The sequence below is a fragment of the Sphingomonas sp. BRN-1R genome (assembly GCF_057748035.1).
The window spans coordinates 2,200,127-2,218,746 of the sequence record NZ_CM173236.1 but is presented as its reverse complement, the minus strand read 5'-3'; the positions used below and the strand labels follow the sequence as shown (position 1 = coordinate 2,218,746).

Genomic DNA, 18,620 nt, shown 5'->3' with positions numbered 1-18,620 from the left:
GGGGGAGAGTTCGATGCGGCAGGCGACGACGAAAACGATCATGCGGGTCGCCCTGGCGGCATCGACGATGCTGGCGACGCCCGTCTTCGCGCAGGCAGGCGCAGCGCCCGACCCGTCTCCCGCCGATGCCGCGGCCCAGCCCGCGCCGGCAACGCTGAGCCCCAGCGCACCCGCCGAAGCACCGGCGGCCCAGGCCGATGTCGTCGTCACGGGATCGCGCATCACCTCCAGCGGGTTCACCGCGCCGACCCCGACGCAGGTGCTGAACGCCGATGCGATCGCCAAGAACGCGCAGCCCAACATCTTCACCACCGTCGCGCAGTTGCCGTCGCTCCAGGGGAGCACCGGCACCACCGTCGGCGCAAACGGCACGTCGACGGGCGTGCAGGGGTTGAGCACGCTCAGCCTGCGCGGCCTGCAACCGATCCGCACGCTAACGCTTATCGACGGCCAGCGCATCGTCGGTGCGAACGTCACCGGCGTGGCCGATGTGAGCCTGTTCCCGCAATTGCTGATCGACCGGGTCGACGTAGTGACCGGTGGCGCCTCCGCATCCTACGGATCGGACGCGGTGGGCGGCGTGGTCAACTTCGTGACCAACACGCGCTTCCAGGGGTTCCGCGCCAACATGCAGGGCGGCGTCAGCACCTATGGCGATGACGGCAACTATACGTTTCAGGCCGCGGCCGGAAAGGCGCTGCTCAACGACCGGCTCCACCTGATCGGCAGTGCCGAGTACAGCCATGAAGATGGTATCGGCAGCGCCGGCTTCGGCGTCGGCTCCGACCCGAACGGCAGCGGCCCGAACGGCCGCAACTGGCTGGTCGCGCGCAACCTCATCAATCGCGGCATCACCAACGACGGGCGTCCGCAATATCTCGACCGCAACTTCACCCAATCCTACCAGACCGCGCTGTACGGGCTGATTACCTCCGGGCCGTTGCAGGGCACCGCCTTCGATGCCGCCGGTAATCCGTATCAGTTCCAATACGGGTCTAACGGCGTGCCGCTCAAGAACGCGGCGGGTACGGTGCAGGGCTGCTACAACGGGCTGTGCGAAGGCGGCGACCGCTCCGGCAACGTGACCAACGGCAACGCGCTGCAATCGGCGCTCACCCGGATCGACGGCTATGGCCGCGTCGGCTTCGACATCGACCCGGACAACGAGATCTACGCGACCGTGAACATCGCGCAGGTCGGCACGAGCAACGTCCCGAACCCCGGTTCCGCGCAGTTCGGCAATCTGACGATGCAATGTTCCAACCCGTTCGTGCCGGCGTCGATCCAGACGGCGTGCGCGGCGAACGGCATCACCAGCTTCGGCTACGGCGTCGACAATGCGATCTTCCCGGACTTCGTGACGGTACACACCAACCGCGACCAATATCGCTTCGTCGGCGGCGCGAAGGGCAAGTTCCAGGCATTCGGCACGAGCTGGCGCTATGACGCGTATGGCGAGCACGGCACCGAAATCACCGACATCCACGTCTATAACATCCCGCTGATGCCGCGCTATAATGCGGCGATTCAGGCGGTGCGTGGCGCGAACGGCGTCATCACCTGCGCGAACCCGGTGGCGGTGGCGAGCGGCTGCGTGCCGATCAACATCTTCGGCGGCCAGACGCCGAGCGCCGCTGCGCTCGGATACGTCGAGCCATCAGCCGGCCCGTCGCAGCATACCCGCCAGACGCAGGACGTGGCGAGCTTCGCGATCAACGGCGATCCGCTGCGCCTGCCGGCCGGACCGCTGTCGGTCGCGTTCGGCGGCGAATATCGCCACGAGTTCTACGAGGTGAAGGGCGATCCGTACGGCAACGGCGTCACCGCCGCCAACCAGAACACCAGCGCTTACCCGGCCGATCCGCTGCTCAACCCGCTCGGCAACAATTGGTACGCGGGCAATTATCACGACGGACGCGGCGCCTACAGCGTGTACGAAGGGTTCCTCGAACTCAACGCGCCGTTGTTCGACAGCGCGGCGATCGGCAAGGCGAACCTCGATATCGCCGGGCGCGGCACGCATTACAGCACGTCGGGTACGGTCTATACGTGGAAGGTCGGCGGCACCTGGACGACGCCGCTCGACGGCATCCGCCTGCGCGCCGTCACCTCGCGCGATATCCGCGCGCCCAACCTGAGCGAGCTGTATGCGGCGCCCGTCACCAGCAACCGCACCGGCACGGTCGATCCGTTCAACAACCGCACCATCACTGTGTTGCAGACGACTGCGGGCAATCCGAACCTGAAGCCGGAAATCGCGCGCAACACCGAAGTCGGCATCGTGCTGTCGCGCCCGTCCTGGGCACGCAACCTGAACCTGTCGTTCGATTACTACCGGATCAGCCTGAAGGGCGCGATCGCCGCACTCGATGCGCAGACGCAGATCAACCTGTGCTATTCGGGCGTGACCTTCACCTGCGGCACCTTCAACCTCAGCGATCCGAACAACGCATCGGTGACGGTGCAGTCGTTCAACCTCGCGTCGATCTTCACCGACGGCTTCGATATCGAAGGCAGCTACCAGATCCCGCTCGATAGCGTCGGCCTGCCGGGCAAGATCTCGCTGCGGGCGCTCGCCACGCACGTGAAGAACTTCGTTACCGACCGCGGCCTGCCGGGCACGATCCCGATCCAGGGCGCGGGCGTCAACCTCGGCGCGGGTGCGACGCCGCATTGGAAGGTGCTGGCGAACCAGGACTGGAGCACCGACAAGGTCAGCCTGACGGTGCAGGAACGCTGGTTCAGCGCGGGCGTGCTTGCGAACGAATATGTCGTCTGCTCGACCGATTGCCCGGTCTCGACCGTCAACAACCCGACCATCGACCGCAACCGCCTGGCGGGCGCGCTGTATATCGACCTCAGTGCGTCCTATACGTTCACCAAGGGTCTTCAGGCCTATGTGAAGGTCGACAATCTGTTCAACAAGGACGCGGCGACCGTGCCGAGCGACATCACCAACCCCGGTCTCTACGACGTAATCGGCCGCATGTACCGCTTCGGCATCCGCGCCAACTTCTGATCCAGTCCCCCCCGAACTGGCCCGGTGCGACCTCCCCGTCGCACCGGGCTGTCTTTTCTTCAGCGCCGACGATGAGGATAGCCGATGGTCCCGCTCCTGCTGATCGCCGCCGACGCACCGACCGCCGCCGGCCCCGCGATCGAGCGGATCATCCGGACGATGACCATCGAGGAGAAAGCCAGGCAGCTCGGCAGCGGGGCGCCTGCTTTGCCCAAGGCCGGACTGCCGGCCTATGATTACTGGAGCGAGGGGCTGCACGGTCTGGCGCGCAACGGCATCGCCACCGTATTCCCGCAAGCGATCGGGCTGGCGGCGAGCTGGGACCCGGCGCTGCTGCACCGCGTCGGCGAAGTCATCTCGACCGAGGCACGCGCCAAATACAACGCCCTGCCACGCGAGGCCGACCGGCGGCGTTTCGCCGGGCTGCATCTATGGTCGCCCAACGTGAACATCTTCCGCGATCCGCGCTGGGGGCGGGGGCAGGAGACCTATGGCGAAGATCCCTATCTCACCGGCTCGCTTGGCGTCGGGTTCGTGACCGGCATCCAGGGACCGGACGTCGACCATCCCAGAGCGATCGCCACGCCGAAGCATTTCGCGGTCCACTCCGGACCGGAGGCGGGGCGCGACAGCTTCGATGTCGATGTATCGCCGCGCGACATGGCGGAGACCTACTCACCAGCGTTCCGCAGGACGCTGACGGAAGGGCGCGCCTTGTCGACGATGTGCGCGTACAATTCGCTGCACGGCACGCCCGCCTGCGCGTCGAGCGCGTTGCTGACGGGTCGTGCGCGGGGGGACTGGAAATTCGGCGGGCTGATCGTGTCGGATTGCGACGCGGTCGGGTATATCACCACCTATCACAATTATCGGCCCGATCTGCCATCGGCAGCGGCGGCGGCGCTTTCGGCGGGCACCGATCTGGACTGCGGGCCGAGTTACGATGCCTTGCCCGCGGCCGTGCGGCAGGGGCTCATCCCGGAAACGATGCTCGACACGTCGCTGCGGCGCGTGTTCGCCTCGCGCGCGGCGCTCGGCATCGCCTTTGGGCAGCGCAGCCCGTGGGATCGGATCAGGCCGAGCGAGAACGATACGCCTGCCCATCGCGCGCTCGCGCTGAAGGCGGCGGAGGAGTCGTTGGTGCTGCTCACCAACAAGGATCGTCTGCCGCTGAAGGCCGGCACCCGCATCGCAGTGATCGGGCCGAATGCGGACTCGCTCGATGTGCTGGAGGCGAACTACCACGGCACCGCCTCCGCGCCGGTCACGCCGCTCGAGGGTATCCGGGCGCGGTTCGGTGCGGCGCGGGTCCGCTATGCGCAGGGCAGCGTTCTGGCCGAAGACGTGCCTGTGCCCGTGCCCGAAACCGCATTGTCGGCCGATGGTGCGCCGGGTCTGCGCGGTGAGTATTTCAGCGGCACCGACACGGCGGCCGCACCCATATTGCGTCGGCAGGATCGCAAGATCGACTTCGACTGGGACCGCGCACCGCCGGTGCGTGGCCTCACGCAGCCGCGCTACAGCGTGCGCTGGACCGGCCGACTGACACCGCCGGCGGCGGGCCGATACCGCCTGCGTCTCGACGTGCCGCGCTGCTTCGATTGCGACGGTCACGATCCCGTGCGGCTGTGGCTCGACGGGAAGCCGATCATCACCGATGACGGCAGCGACGCGCATGTCGAGGCGGAGATCGATCTGACGGACGCGCGTCCGCGCGACATTCGCATCGAATACGATCACAGAAGCGAGGACGGCGGCATCGGCCTCCGCTGGGTCGCGCCCGCCGCCGCGCAGCAGGCGGAGGCGATCGCGGCGGCGCGCGATGCCGATGTCGTGGTGGCGTTCGTCGGCCTCTCGCCAACGCTGGAGGGCGAGGCGCTGCGGCTCGAAGTGCCCGGCTTCAACGGCGGCGATCGCACTGCGATCGAACTGCCCGAACCGCAGCGACATATGCTTGGCGCGCTCGCCACGGCGGGCAAGCCGCTGGTGGTGGTTTACATGACAGGCTCGGCACTCGCCGACCCGTGGAGCAAGCAGAATGCCGATGCGGTGGTGAACGCATGGTATCCGGGTCAGTCGGGCGGGACCGCGATCGCGCGGATGCTGGCGGGCGACGCCAATCCCGCCGGGCGCCTGCCGGTGACATTCTATGCCGCGACCCGCGATCTGCCGGCGTTCATCGATTACAGCATGAAGAACCGGACGTACCGCTTCTTCACCGGCACGCCGCTCTATCCGTTCGGGCACGGCCTCAGCTACACGCGCTTCGCCTACACGGCCGCGTCGCCTGCGGCGGTGAGCATCACGGCGGGCGCGCCAGTGATCGCCAGCGTCACCGTCGCCAATGTCAGCAAGGTGGCGGGCGACGAGGTCGTGCAGGCGTATCTCGCGCCAACCGCGCCGCAGGAGCAGGGACGGACGGTGCCGGTGTTGCAGCGGCAGCTCGTCGGCTTCTCGCGCATCGCGCTGAAGCCCGGGGAACACCGCACTGTGAGCCTCACGATCGACCCGCGCGATCTCAGCCTGGTCGAGCACGACGGCACTCGTGCGATCGCGCCGGGCAAATACCGGCTGTTCGTCGGCGGCGGGCAGCCCGGCGATGCGGGCGGCGTGTGGAGCGACATCACCATCACCGGCGCACGCACCGTCCTGCCGAACTGATCGGGTCGTTATCGCGCGGCGATGACGATTTCCTTCGGACGACGCGGGTCGGCGATCTCGAAGCGTAGCGTCTCGGCGGCGGGATCGGTCGTCGCCGCGATGGCCCGGCCGGCGCCGGAAACGCCCGCCTGTCCCGCCCAGCCATGTACGATGATCGCGATCTGCTTCCACCAGGGCGCGTAGCGGCCTTCGCGCGCGTCGAAGTTCAGGCGCAGTCCACTCGCATCCTCGGTGCAGCGCAGATGCTGGCGAAGGAAGCCGCCGCGCGTGAACGCCATCGAATGCCCGTCATCGGCATACAGGTCGCCGGTGCAGTCCGGCCCCGGATAGATGTGGAGTTCGAGCGGTCCGGTCGGCGTCTCCGACAGGCTCTGCACAAGCGGCTGGCGCGGCAGGATGGTGCCGGCGCGTACGAATACCGGCAGCGTGTCGAGGCGCGGCGTCTGCGTCACCAGCGCCGCACCACCGTCGCGCGCGTCGGTGGATGGGTGGCCAACCACGCGCCGCCCGCTCCACAGATCGAACCAGCCGCCCGCCGGCAGGCACACGTCATAGGCTTGCGGCGACTCCATCTTCGGCGGCGGCGCCACCAGCAGCGCGCGGCCGACCGTGAAGGTCATCGCCTGATCGCAGCTTCGCGCATTCAGCAGCGCCGGATAGTCGTAGAACACCGGCCGCATAATCGGGTCGCCCGCGCGCGCATTCACGTCCGCGAGCGCGTAGAGATACGGTGCGAGCCGGTAGCGTTCCTCGATGAAGCGGCGGCGGATGGCGAGATGCTCGGGGCCGTCCACCCACGGCTCGGTACGCGGTTTGCCCTTGTCGCTGTGGTCGCGGAAGATCGGGGTGAACGCGCCGATTTCGAACCAGCGCGTCAGCAACTCGGCGCTCGGCCCACCGGTGAAGCCGCCGACATCCGCACCCGCATAAGCGAACCCAGACAGGCCGAGGTTGATGAGCTGATGCACCGACAGCCGCAGATGATCCCAGGTCGAGCTGTTGTCGCCGGTCCATGTCACCGCATAGCGCTGGCCTCCGGCAAAGCTTGCGCGCGTCATCACGAACGCGCGCTCGTCGGGACGGAGCGCGCGCAACCCCTCGAACGTGGCGCGCGTGTTCTGCATGCCGAACACGTTGTGGACCTCGGCATGGGTCGCGTCGCGCGGGGTGAAATCGTCGCTGGCGATGTGGTGGACGGTATCGAGCGGCATCGTCTTGGTCGGCGTGTCGAATACCGCCGGCTCGTTCATGTCGTTCCAGAAGCCGGCGATGCCGTCTGTCACGAACGGCTTGTAGAGCGTGCCCCACCAGTCGCGCGCGCTCTGGTCGGTGAAGTCGGGGAACACCGCCGGGCCGGGCCAGACGGGGCCGACGAAAATCGATCCGTCGGGATTGCGGACGAAATGCTTGGCGGCAGCCCCGCTGTCATAGGGCGCATAGCCTTCGCCTGGCGCGGCGGCGATGTGGAGATCGGTGATCGCCACCAGCTTGATGCCATTCCGGTCGAGATCGTGCGCCAGCCCGGCGAGATCGGGAAAGGTCTGGCGGTTGACGGTGAAGGGGCGGTTGCGATCCTGAAAGTCGATGTCGAGCCACATCGCGTCGGTCGGCACATGCTCCGCCCGCAGCCGTGCCGCGACCTGGCCGACCTCGCCCGCCGTCATGTAGCCGAAGCGCGACTGCTGATAGCCGAACGACCAGCGCGGCGGCAGCGGTGCCCGTCCGGTCAGATCGGTGTAGCAGCGCACGACCTCGGCCATCGAGGGGCCGGCGATCAGATAATAATCTACCGGGCCGTCGGGCGCGCCCATCGTGATCCGGTCGGGATCGACATGGCCGAAATCGAAGGATGCGCGAAACGTGTTGTCGAGCAACAGGCCATAGCTGCCGCCCGGGCCGCCAGCGCCGATGAAGAACGGGATCGACTTGTAGATCGGGTCGCGCGTGCTCGAGAAGGCGACGTCGGTGTTCCAGTCGACATAGGTCTGGCCGCGCCGGTTGAGATCGGCGCCGGTCTTGTCGCCGAGCGCGAAGATATGCTCGCTTTGCGGCAGGTCCTTTCGCAGCACGAAGCCGGTGCCGGTCACGGCGATGGGATCGGTGGCGGAGATGACGTTCCCGGCCAGATCGGTGACGGTCACGCGCCCTCCGGCGATCCGCACGCGTAGCTGGCGGGTTGCGAAACCGTCAGCGGTGGAGGCTACGGTCACGCTGCGGGCGCGAGCTGCCGCCGGCACAGCCCAGCTCGCATCTTCAGGCAGGTGGCCGTTGGCGGCGATGCGAATGCGCAGGACCTGATCGGTCAGCGCGGTGATACGCGTCAGCGTCGTACCACTGCGCACCTCGATGCCGTCGCGCAACGCAGCGGTCGATGAGGTGACGACGGGCTGCGGCGCGGCGGCAAGCGCGGGGGCGGCCGAGAGCAGGGCGAGCACCGCCACCCCGACACGCAAGCGATCACGACGCATTCAGCCTCTCCCACCCGATTAAGTAAAATCATCTAATCAAGTCTTGCGGTCGTCTGTCAACTCGGGGCAGACAGGTGCGGTCGGCGGATGGCCGGCGGGCGAGGGGGTTCATGAACACGTCGAGAGTCAAAGCCTGTGCCGCCTGCCTGATCGCGAGCGTGGCGAGCGTCCCGCTTCTGGCGCAGCAGATCGAATGGCCGTCCTCGCGGATCGCGCACCCCAAGCGCGCGGTGATCGGCCCGTATGACGCGGTGTTCCTGGCAGGCTCGGACGCGCTGCGCCATGTCGCGCAGGGGTATGCGGCGGGCGAGCCGCTGCCCGCCACAGCGACATGGACGCTGCGCGCGTGGATCAAACCGTCTGCGCTCGCCAAGGGGCATGTCGTCGTCGCGGCGATCGGCGCGGCCGAGAGCGCGACCGCGCGCCGCTTCGCGCTGGACGATGCGCGCCCTGCGTTCGAACTGGGCGAGACCCGCCTGCGCGCCGCCAAGCCGATCACCGCGGATCGCTGGCACCTGCTCGTCGCGGCGGCGGAGGGCGGCGTGGTTCGCTTCTCCGTCGACGGCAAGCGCGCCGGCACCGCCCGGATTGATCCCCCTGCGGCCGAAGCGCTTGTGGTGATGGGGCCGCGTCTCGCCGGTGAAGCGGGCTTCGCCGGCCACATCGCCGGGCTGACGCTCGAGCCGACGGCGCGTACCGATGCCGAGGTCGTGGCGCTCGGCCGCACCCCGCCCGACGATGCGCTGACCCGGTTCGAGGATGCCAGCCCGTCATGGCCGCTTCAGGTGAAGACGAATTACGGCCTCGCCGCGCCGCAACCCGCGTGGGAATTGCCGGTTGCCAAGGCGCCGCCCGCGCGCGGCGTGGCGAAGCCGTTGCCGAACGCGCCGACACTCGAAGCGGTCGGCGAGCGGCGGTACGCGATCAACGGCTGGCGGCTGATCGACGCGCCGCACGCGGCGGGCGACGGCGTGGCGATCTCGCGCGCCGGCTATGACGCGCGGCACTGGTATGCGGCGACGGTGCCGGGCACGGTGCTGACGACCCTGGTCGATCGCGGGGTCTATCCCGATCCCACGATCGGCCTCAACAACATGGCGATCCCCGAAAGTCTGGCGCGGCAGGACTATTGGTATCGCACCGAGTTCCTGCTGCCCGCCGCGCCGGGCAAACGGCTGACGCTGACGCTCAACGGCGCGAACTACGCCGCGCAGGTCTGGGTGAACGGCGCATCTGTCGGCGATATGAAGGGCGCCTTCATCCGTGGCCGGTTCGACGTTACCGATCGGCTGCTGCCTGGCCAGCGCAACAGCATCGCGGTGCGCGTGTCGCCGCCGCCGCACCCCGGTATCGCGCACGAACAGTCGCTCGCGGGCGGGCGCGGCGACAATGGCGGCGCGCTGATGAGCGACGGACCAACCTTCGGCGCAAGCGAGGGGTGGGACTGGATCCCGGGCGTGCGCGACCGCAACACCGGCCTGTGGCAAGGCGTGGAGCTTGCCGCGACCGGCACGGTGACGATCGGCGACCTCGATGTCGTCACGCATCTGCCGCGCGCGGACAACAGTGTCGCGCAAGTCTCGATCACCGTGCCCGTCACCAACCATGGCACCGCGCCCGCCGACACCACCGTGCGCGCGGCGTTCGACGATGTTTCGGTCGAGCGCGTCGTCTCCGTGGCGGCGGGCGCGAGCGTGACGATGCGGTTCACACCCGCCGATTTCCCGCAGCTCACGGTCGCGCACCCGAAGCTGTGGTGGCCCAACGGCTATGGCGATCCCGCGCTCCACCGGCTTCGCCTGAGCGCCGCGATAGGTCACGAAATGTCCGACAGCCGCAGCCTCGATTTCGGCATGCGCAGCGTGACGTACGAACTCGCCTCGCTCGACCACGCGGGCACGCTGCGCCGCGTGCTGGTCGATTCCGCACGCGCGCGCGACCTTGGCACGCCGGTGATCGACGAGCGGCACGCGGCACTTCGCAAGGTGCGCGGCGGCTGGGCGGATTCGCTGATGCCGGGCGCGGAGACCTCGCCCGCCGTCACGACGCTGCCCGACGATCCGCTCGGCACGCAGTTGGTGCTGCGCGTCAACGGCGTCCGTATCGCTGCGCGCGGCGGCAACTGGGGCATGGACGACATGCTCAAACGCGTCGCCCCCAACCGGCTCGACCCGTATTTCCGCCTCCACCGCGAGGCTGGCATGAACATCATCCGCAACTGGATGGGGCAGAGCACCGAGGAAGCGTTCTACGCGCTTGCCGATCGCTATGGGCTGATGGTGCTCAACGATTTCTGGGAATCCACTCAGGACGGCGATGCGGAGGCGCAGGACGTGCCGCTGTTCGTCGCCAACGCGCGCGATGTCGTGCGGCGATTCCGCAACCACCCCTCGATCGTCTTGTGGTTCGGCCGCAACGAAGGCGTGCCGCAGCCCGCGCTTCAATCCGCGTTGCAGGACATGGTGTGGCAGGAGGACGGCACGCGGCTTTACAAGGGCAATTCGCGGATCATCAATCTCGCCGGCTCGGGGCCGTACGAATGGCATCCGCCGGAGGATTACTTCACCAGCTATCCGCGCGGTTTCGCGGTCGAGGTCGGCACCGCGAGCTTCCCGACGCTGGAATCGTGGCAGCGCACCGTGCCGGAGGCGGACCGTTGGCCGATCGGCGACACCTGGGTCTATCACGACTGGCATCAGGAGCGCGGCGTGTCGATGGCGAGCTTCATGCAGGCGCTGGAGACCGAGTTCGGGCGCCCGCGCGACCTAGCCGACTTCGAGCGCAAGGCGCAGATGCTCAATTACGAGTCGTACCGCGCGATCTTCGAGGGGTTTGCCGCCGGGCTGTGGACGACCAACAGCGCGCGGATGCTGTGGATGACCCATCCGGCATGGCCGTCGGCGGATTTCCAGATCTATTCGTCGGATTACGACACGCACGCCGCCTTCTACGGCACGAAGAAGGGCGCCGAGCCGGTGCATGTCCAGATGAACCAGCCCGGCCGGCAGGTGACGATGGTCAACACCACGCTGTCCGCGCTGAGCGGGGTGAGGGTGGTCGCGCACGTTACCGATCTTGCCGGCGCGCCGGTGCTGTCTCGCGACGCTGTGGTCGATCTGCCCGCCAACCGCACGGTCGCGGCATTCGCGTTGCCGATCGACGCGGCGCTGGGGAAGGGGCCGGTGCTGATCCGGCTTGAGGCGTTTGCGCGCGACGGGACGCGGTTGTCCTCCAACTTCTACTGGCAGGCCGCGAAACCGGCGGACCTCAAGGCGCTCGCCGCGATGCCGCAGGCGGTGCTGCGCGCGCAAAGCCATGACGAGGCGGGTGCGGACGGCGAGCGGGCGGTGCGTATCGATCTCGCCAACACCGGCGCCACGCCGGCGTTGCAGGCCAAGCTGACGCTGTTCGATGCGAAGGGCGTACAGATCCTGCCCGCCTATTTCAGCGATAATTACGTCTCGCTGCTCCCCGGCGAGACGCAGCGCGTAACCGTGCGCTACCCGCAGGCACGCGGGGAGTCGACGGTGCGGCTGCGCGGCTGGAACATGGCGGAGACGGTGGTGGCGCGCGGCGAGTGAGCCGCGCTACACCAGCACCGACACGGCGAGGGTCAGCACCAGCGCGACGATCGAGATCAGCGTTTCACACACGGTCCAGCTTCGGATCGTATCGGCGACGCTCAATCCGAAATACTCCTTCACCAGCCAGAAGCCGCCGTCGTTGACATGGCTGAGGATGACCGATCCCGCGCCTGTCGCCAGCACCAGCAATTCAGGGCGGATGCCCGGATTGGCCGCAGCGAGCGGCGCGACGATCCCGGCCGACGTCGCCATCGAGACGGTCGCGGAGCCGGTCGCCACCCGCATCAGCGCGGCGATCAGCCATGCCAGCACCACGATCGGCAGATGTGCGGCCGACGCCGCCTGCACGATCGCGGCCGATACGCCGCTTTCGGTGAGGATGCGTCCGAACCCCGCACCGACGCCGACGACGAGCGTGATCATCGCGGTCGGCGCGAGGCAGTCGTGGGTGAAGTGTTGGATGGCCTCGACGTTCATCCCGCGCGCCAGGCCGAGCGTCCAGTAGCTCACCAGCACCGCGACGAGCAGCGCCGCCACCGGCGTGCCGACGAAACGAAGCGCGCCGTCGAGCGCCGAACCCGGCGTCGCGACGGCGGCGGCGAGGCTCCCGGCCAGCATCAGCACCACCGGCAGCAGCAAGGTGAGCAGCGTCGTCGCGAACCCCGGCAGCACGCGCGGTTCGGCCGTTTCGACCACCTCCGCGACCGGCGCGGTGGATGGCGCGAGCCGTGGCACCACCAGCCGCGCGTAAAGCGGTCCGGCGATGGCGGCGGTCGGCACGCCGACGATCAGCGCGAACAGCACGGTCAGGCCGACGTCGGCGTGATACGCCTGCGTCGCCAGCATCGCCGCCGGGTGCGGCGGCATCATCGCATGCGCCACCGACAGCCCCGCCGCCATCGGCAGGCCGACCCGCATCGCATGCTGCCCCAGCCGGCGCGCGACCGTGAAGACGATCGGCACCAGCAGCACGAAGCCGACTTCGAAGAACACCGGCAGGCCGATGATGAGCGCGACCGTCATCATCGCCCAATCGGCGCGGCGCGGCCCGAAGAAGCCGATCACCGTATCGGCGATCCGCTCCGCCCCACCTGATTCGACCATCATCTTGCCGAGGATGGTGCCGAGCCCGACGACCAGCGCGATATGGCCGATTGCGCCGCCGACCCCGGCCTCGAACGTCTTGACGATCGTGTCCGGCGGAAGGCCCACCGCGAGCGCGAGGCCGAGCGATACCAGGATCAGCGCGATGAACGGGCTGAGCCGCGCGCGGACGATCAGCCCGATCAGTGTGGCGACCGCGACGGCCGCCGCGACCAGCAGCGGCGCGCCCGCCGTCATGTCAGGGCTGCTTCCAGGCGATGCAGTCGACCTCGACCTTGCAGTCGACCACCATCTGCGACACGACGCAGGCGCGTGCGGGCGGGTTCTCGCCGAAATATTCGCGGAAAACGCGGTTGAACGACTGGAAATCGCGCGCATCGTCGAGCCACACGCCACACCGCACGACATGTTCGGGGCCGTAGCCCGCTTCGGCGAGGATCGCGAGCACGTTGCGGATCGCCTGATGCGTCTGGGTGAGGATGCCGCCTTCGACCAGCTCGCCATCGACCATCGGCACCTGTCCCGAGACGTAGAGCCAGCCGTCCGCCGCCACCGCGCGCGCGAACGGGAGATGCTGGCCACCAGTGCCGGTGCCGCCTTCGACGCCGTAGCGTTTGATACCTTCGGTCATGTCAGTGTCCTTCTTCTTCATTGAGCTTGCGCGCGTCGCAACATCCTGCCGCCGCGCTCGCCCGTCGCGCCATCGCGAGCGAGCGTGCGAACGCCGTTCACCCACACGCCGTGGATGCCGGCGGCGGGCCGTGCGGGATCGTCGTAAGTGGCGCGATCGGCGATGCGGGCCGGGTCGAACAGCACGAGATCGGCGGCGTAGCCTTCACGCACGTAACCGCGACCGGTCAGGCCGAACCGATCCGCGGGCAGGCCGGTCATCTTGCGGATCGCCTCCGCTACCGGGAACAGCCCGCGATCGCGCGCATAATGCCCGATCACGCGCGGGAAGCTGCCCCACAGCCGCGGGTGGGGACGCGGATCGCACGGCAGCCCGTCCGATCCGATCATGGTGAGCGGGTGCGCGAGGATATTGTCGACATCCGCCTCCGCCATGCAGTGATAGACCGCGCCGGCGGGTTGCAGGCGGCGCGCGGCGGCACGCAGATCCATGTCCCAGTCGGCGGCGATATCGGCGAGCATGCGCCCCGACACGTCCGGCTCGCTTTGCGACCATGTGATCTTGATCGGCGTTTCGGGCACGACCTGTTTCAGGTCGAGTGTCGAGGAACTGGCGGTATAGGGATAGCAGTCGCAGCCGACCGGGTGATCCGCCGCCTCGAGCTTCGCCAGGATCTCGCCGCTACGCCCGTACTGGCTGGCCCCCGCGCATTTGAGATGCGACACGACGACCGGCGCGGCTGCGTGGCGGCCGATCGCAAACGCTTCGTCGAGCGCGGGAACGATATCCTCCGCTTCGCTGCGCAGGTGCGTGCAATAGACTGCGCCACGCCCGCGCAACGCCTCGGCCAATACCATCACCTCGGCGGTAGGCGCGGCATGCGCGTTGGCGTAGGCGAGACCGGTGGACAGCCCGAACGCGCCGGCATCGAGCGCGGCATCCAGATCCGCCCGCATCGCGGCGATCTCGGCTTGTGTCGCGGCGCGATCAAGCCGGTTCATGTGGCGGGCACGCAAGGCGGTGTGGCCGACCAGGGCGACCACGTTCGTCGCCGGACGAGCCCGATCGACCGCTGCCGCATACTCGGCGAACCCGGCATAGCGGAACTGCGCCGCCGGGCCGAGCAGCACGAGCGGGTCCGCCAGCTCCTCCACCGCATGGAACGGCGTGCTGGCGCTGATCCCGCAATTACCGACCACGACGGTCGTCACGCCCTGGCTTGTCTTCGCCGCCATATCGGGCGTGGCGATGACGACGAGATCGTCGTGCGTGTGCGCGTCGATGAAGCCGGGAGCCAGCGTAAGGCCGCGTGCATCGACGGCATCGGCCGGCACGCGTGCCGTACATGGTGTAATCTCGACGATGATGCCATCGCGGATCGCGACGTCGGCGCGGAACGGCGGTGCGCCGCTGCCATCAAGGATGTCGGCGCCGGCGATGATCGTGCATGTCATTCCCGGCCCCCGTATCCAGAACGGCATTGTCACCGCATCGACAATTAATGTAAACAAATTTCGTTATCAGGAGACGAGGCGTGGCGGATCAGCACTTCGAACTGAACAAGGGCGTGGGCCATGTCGACGCGGTGGCGTGGAACCTCCTGGCGGGTGACGTTCCGTTTCCGGCAGCGGTGCTGGACGAGCGGCGGATGCGGCACAATCTCGATTGGATGCGCGGTTTCATAGAGGCTTACGGCGTATCGCTTGCACCGCATGGCAAGACGACGATGGCGCCCAGGCTGTTCCAGCGCCAACTGGACGCGGGCGCCTGGGGGATCACGGTCGCGAACAGCCAGCAGGCGCAGGTGGCCGCCGCGCACGGCGTGCGGCGGATCCTGATCGCCAATCAGATCGTCGGCACCGCCAACCTCGCCGCGATCGCCGATCTGGCCGGAACGCCCGGTATGGCGCTGTTCTGCATCGCCGATTCCGCGGCAGGCGTCGCGCTGCTGGGCGCGGCTTGCCGGGCGCGGGGTGCGACGTTGGACATTCTGGTCGAACTCGCGCCCGAGCCGGACCAGCCCGGTTTTCGCACCGGCGTGCGCGACGCGGCCGGGCTCGACGCGGTGCTGGCCGAATTGGAGCGCTGGCACGGGCATCTGCGACTGGCCGGCATCGAGTTCTACGAAGGCGTGCTGCCTGACGAGGGCGAGGTGCGCCGCTTCGTGCGGCGCGCGGCGGAGACGACCGCGCGTTTGGTGGCGGAAGGGCGGTTCGCCCGCACACCCGCGATCCTCTCCGGCGCCGGTTCCGTCTGGTACGACGTGGTTGCGGAAGAAACCGCGCCTCTGGCCCGAGCCGGCACGGTCGAGGTGGTGCTGCGGCCGGGCTGCTACATCAGCCACGACGACGGCGTATATCGGATCGCGCAGGAGCAGATCCTGAAACGCAACGCCGTCGCGCCGAGCTTTGGCGAGGCGCTGCTGCCGGCGCTGCGCATCTGGGCGGTGGTGCAGTCGCTGCCCGATCCGTCCCGCGCGATCGTCGCGATGGGCAAGCGCGACGTGGCGTTCGACGCCGGGCTGCCGCGCCCTGCGACGGTGTTCCGCACAGGTCGCGAGGATCGTCCCATCGGCGCGCCGGCGCACTGGGAGGTGACCGGCCTGATGGATCAGCACGCCTATCTCGCGATCACGCCGGGCGACGACATCGCGGTCGGCGACGTGATCGCGTTCGACATCTCGCACCCATGCCTCACCTTCGACAAATGGCGGCGGCTGCTGGTGGTGGATGACGATTACCGCTGCACCGAAGTGGTCGAGACGTTCTTCTGACACGGCGGCGGACGGCGCGACGCCGCCCGCCGGCCTGTCACGCGCGGGTGCCGGAAGGTGGCCGGTCCGCCTTTGCCGTGCCGAAACGCGACGGCTTCGCGCCCATCGTGAATTCCAGCGTGCCGCCTTCGATCAAATCGCGGTGCGCGATCCAGTTGCGCGTCCACGGCCGCCCGTTCCACCGCACCGATTGCACGTAGGGACGGTCGGGCGCGTTGCCGATCGCCTGCACGCGCAGCAGCTTGCCCGCGCCGACGCGCACCTCCGCCGTGTCGAACAAAGGCGAGCCGAACACGTAGATGCCGGTGGTCGGATCCACAGGATAGAAGCCGAGCGCCGACAGAATGAACCACGCGCTCATCTGCCCGCAATCGTCGTTGCCGATCACGCCATCGGGATCGTCCTTGTACATCTCGGCGCACAGCCGGCGCACCATCGCCTGGGTCTTCCACGGCGCGCCGACATATGCGTAGAGGTAGGCGGCATGCTGGTCGGGTTCGTTGCCGTGCGCATATTGGCCGACCAGCCCGGCAATGTCGGGCGGCGCGTTGGCGGGTAAGGTCGAGGGCGCGTTGAAGAACGAATCGAGCTTGGCCTCATACGCCGCCTCGCCGCCGAAATGTGCGATGACGCCGTAGGGATCGTGCTGGTTGAGGAACGTCGCCTGCCAGCCGTTCGCCTCGGTATAATCGCGCCAGTGCGGCTCGGGCATGTGGCCGAGCTGGACCGGATCGTATGGCGTCCACCAGCTTCCATCGGCGAAGCGCGGGCGGGCGAAGCCGATCTTCGCGTCGCTCACGTTGCGCCAGTTGCCGCTGCGTTTGCGCAGGGCCGCCGCATCCGCCGTGGCCCCGGCCGCGTCGGCAAGGATCGCCATCGCATGATCGTCATAGGCATATTCCTGCGTGCGGCTGACCGCTTCCTTCACCGTGTCGGCGGGCACGTAGCCGAGCCGGAAATACGGCTCGCGGCCGAGCGTCGCGCGCGTGTCCTTGAACGCGGGGTCGAACGCATGCTTGCGAATGTTGGGCCATGCGGCGGCATAATCGGCGGCGATGCCCTTCACACAGGCCTCGGCGAGGACGACCACCGAATGCGTGCCGTTCATGCAACCGGTCTCGACGCCCTGGAGCGGCCAGGTCGGCGGACCGAACGGGCTTTCCTGCGTCTGGCGGATCAGGTCGTGGACGAAGCGCTGCGCCATGTCGGGGCGCACCAGCGTCATCAGCGGGTGGAGCGCACGGTACGTATCCCACAGGGAATAGGCGCTGTAGGCGCGCTCGCCCGCAGGCAGGGTGCGGACCTGCTGGTCGAGCCCGACGTACCGGCCGTCGCGGTCGCTGAACAGGGTCGGCCCCATGAAGGCGTGGTAAAGCGCGCTCGCCATGATCGTGCGCTGCGCCGGCGTGCCGCCCGAGACGCGTACCGCGCCAAGCGTCTCCGCCCACGCCCGGCGCGCAGCCGTGCAGGCCGGATCGAACGCCCAGCCGGGCGCCTCCGCCAGCGCATCGCGCGCGCCCGCGACGTCGACCGCCGAGATGCCGGTCTTCAAGAGGATCGGCGCGCCGCCGGCCTCGTCGAAGAACAAGGCGACCTTGAGCTTGTGACCGGACACGCTGCGCGTGCCGCTCGGCGCTGGGGAGTCGCCGTCGCCGAAGAACTGCACCCGGTCGGGCTTGCGCGACATTTGCATCGCGAAGTGGATGCGCCGCCCTTCGGCCCAGCGGAACACCTGCCGGCTGCCGGTCAGCATGCCGGCCGCGTCGATCGCGAGCGAGGCGTCCTCGATCCGGATCGGCTCGTCCGCGCTCTCCTGCTTGCAATGCGCGAAGTCGATCAGGATGTGCCCCGCGCCGGCCGGGAAGCTATAGCGATGCAGCCCGGTCCGCTCGGTGACGGTGAGTTCGGCCAGCACGCCCGATTCCAGTTTGACGCGGTAGTAGCCCGGCTCGGCATGTTCGTCCGAATAGCGCTGGCGATAGCCGGCAGACGGGTTCTGCGGCGTGCCCGCGACGAGCTTGAGCGCGCCCCGCGTCGGCACCACCAGCACGTCGAGCATGTCGCCGATGCCGGTGCCCGACAGATGCGTGTGCGAGAACCCCATGATCGAGCGATCCGACTGATGGTAGCCGGAGCAGGCGTCCCAACCGGCATTGTTGGTGTCGGGCGACAGTTGCACCATGCCGAACGGCATCGTCGCGCCGGGAAAGGTGTGGCCGTGCCCGCCCGAGCCCACGAACAGGTCGGGCGGCGTCACGTCCGGCCGCTGGGCGAGGCTGGCTCCCGGAACGGCGGCGGCGAAGGCGGCGATCGCCGAGCCTCCGAGAAGCTCGCGACGGTTGGCACGGATCAAACGAATGTCTCCTTGGGAACGGGGCGG

9 protein-coding genes are annotated in these 18,620 nt (G+C 68.4%); 4 read left to right on the top strand and 5 right to left on the bottom strand.

The window, feature by feature from the left end:
* Positions 1-40 precede the first annotated feature (40 nt).
* Together AC3ANX_RS10155 and AC3ANX_RS10150 are read left to right on the top strand one after the other, a co-directional pair.
* Positions 41-3,019 (top strand): TonB-dependent receptor plug domain-containing protein, encoded by a 2,979-nt coding sequence (locus AC3ANX_RS10155; RefSeq protein ID WP_488333170.1) that lies wholly within the window; start codon positions 41-43, stop codon positions 3,017-3,019.
* Between the two features lie 84 nt (positions 3,020-3,103).
* Positions 3,104-5,680, top strand: coding sequence for a glycoside hydrolase family 3 C-terminal domain-containing protein (locus tag AC3ANX_RS10150; RefSeq protein ID WP_488333169.1), 2,577 nt, complete (start codon positions 3,104-3,106; stop codon positions 5,678-5,680).
* Between the two features lie 8 nt (positions 5,681-5,688).
* Here the strand turns inward: AC3ANX_RS10150 and AC3ANX_RS10145 are convergent, their stop codons facing one another.
* Positions 5,689-8,148 carry a glycoside hydrolase family 31 protein gene (locus tag AC3ANX_RS10145; RefSeq protein ID WP_488333168.1) on the bottom strand — a complete coding sequence of 820 codons (2,460 nt, stop codon included), beginning with the start codon at positions 8,146-8,148 and terminating at the stop codon, positions 5,689-5,691.
* Positions 8,149-8,258: 110 nt separating this feature from the next.
* Between AC3ANX_RS10145 and AC3ANX_RS10140 the strand changes: the two genes are divergently transcribed.
* Positions 8,259-11,729: a glycosyl hydrolase 2 galactose-binding domain-containing protein gene (locus tag AC3ANX_RS10140; RefSeq protein ID WP_488333167.1), complete on the top strand. Its 3,471-nt coding sequence runs from the start codon at positions 8,259-8,261 to the stop codon at positions 11,727-11,729.
* Between the two features lie 6 nt (positions 11,730-11,735).
* On the opposite strand, the gene AC3ANX_RS10135 is transcribed toward AC3ANX_RS10140, so the two are convergent.
* The 3 genes from AC3ANX_RS10135 to AC3ANX_RS10125 are packed head-to-tail and all read right to left on the bottom strand — an operon-like array spanning position 11,736 to position 14,921.
* Positions 11,736-13,073 (bottom strand): GntT/GntP/DsdX family permease, encoded by a 1,338-nt coding sequence (locus tag AC3ANX_RS10135; RefSeq protein WP_488333166.1) that lies wholly within the window; start codon positions 13,071-13,073, stop codon positions 11,736-11,738.
* Position 13,074: 1 nt separating this feature from the next.
* Positions 13,075-13,467, bottom strand: a complete 393-nt coding sequence (locus tag AC3ANX_RS10130) for a RidA family protein (RefSeq protein WP_488333165.1) — start codon at positions 13,465-13,467, stop codon at positions 13,075-13,077.
* Positions 13,468-13,484: 17 nt separating this feature from the next.
* Entirely contained in the window at positions 13,485-14,921 is a 1,437-nt protein-coding gene (locus AC3ANX_RS10125) for an N-acyl-D-amino-acid deacylase family protein (RefSeq protein WP_488333164.1), read from the bottom strand.
* Positions 14,922-15,001: 80 nt separating this feature from the next.
* Here AC3ANX_RS10125 and AC3ANX_RS10120 point away from each other — a divergent pair, with 80 nt between their 5' ends.
* Positions 15,002-16,240 (top strand): amino acid deaminase, encoded by a 1,239-nt coding sequence (locus tag AC3ANX_RS10120; RefSeq protein WP_488333163.1) that lies wholly within the window; start codon positions 15,002-15,004, stop codon positions 16,238-16,240.
* A 37-nt stretch (positions 16,241-16,277) separates the two neighbouring features.
* Here AC3ANX_RS10120 and AC3ANX_RS10115 read toward each other — a convergent pair whose 3' ends face one another.
* Positions 16,278-18,593 (bottom strand): GH92 family glycosyl hydrolase, encoded by a 2,316-nt coding sequence (locus tag AC3ANX_RS10115; RefSeq protein ID WP_488333162.1) that lies wholly within the window; start codon positions 18,591-18,593, stop codon positions 16,278-16,280.
* Between the last annotated feature and the right edge of the window lie 27 nt (positions 18,594-18,620).

What these genes read in the sequence shown, in the direction of transcription:
- AC3ANX_RS10155 (WP_488333170.1), top strand. Translation starts at nt 41, where the DNA reads ATGCGGGTCGCCCTGGCGGCATCGACGATGCTGGCGACGCCCGTCTTC.
- AC3ANX_RS10150 (WP_488333169.1), top strand. Translation starts at nt 3,104, where the DNA reads ATGGTCCCGCTCCTGCTGATCGCCGCCGACGCACCGACCGCCGCCGGC.
- AC3ANX_RS10145 (WP_488333168.1), bottom strand. Translation starts at nt 8,148, where the DNA reads ATGCGTCGTGATCGCTTGCGTGTCGGGGTGGCGGTGCTCGCCCTGCTC.
- AC3ANX_RS10140 (WP_488333167.1), top strand. Translation starts at nt 8,259, where the DNA reads ATGAACACGTCGAGAGTCAAAGCCTGTGCCGCCTGCCTGATCGCGAGC.
- AC3ANX_RS10135 (WP_488333166.1), bottom strand. Translation starts at nt 13,073, where the DNA reads ATGACGGCGGGCGCGCCGCTGCTGGTCGCGGCGGCCGTCGCGGTCGCC.
- AC3ANX_RS10130 (WP_488333165.1), bottom strand. Translation starts at nt 13,467, where the DNA reads ATGACCGAAGGTATCAAACGCTACGGCGTCGAAGGCGGCACCGGCACT.
- AC3ANX_RS10125 (WP_488333164.1), bottom strand. Translation starts at nt 14,921, where the DNA reads ATGACATGCACGATCATCGCCGGCGCCGACATCCTTGATGGCAGCGGC.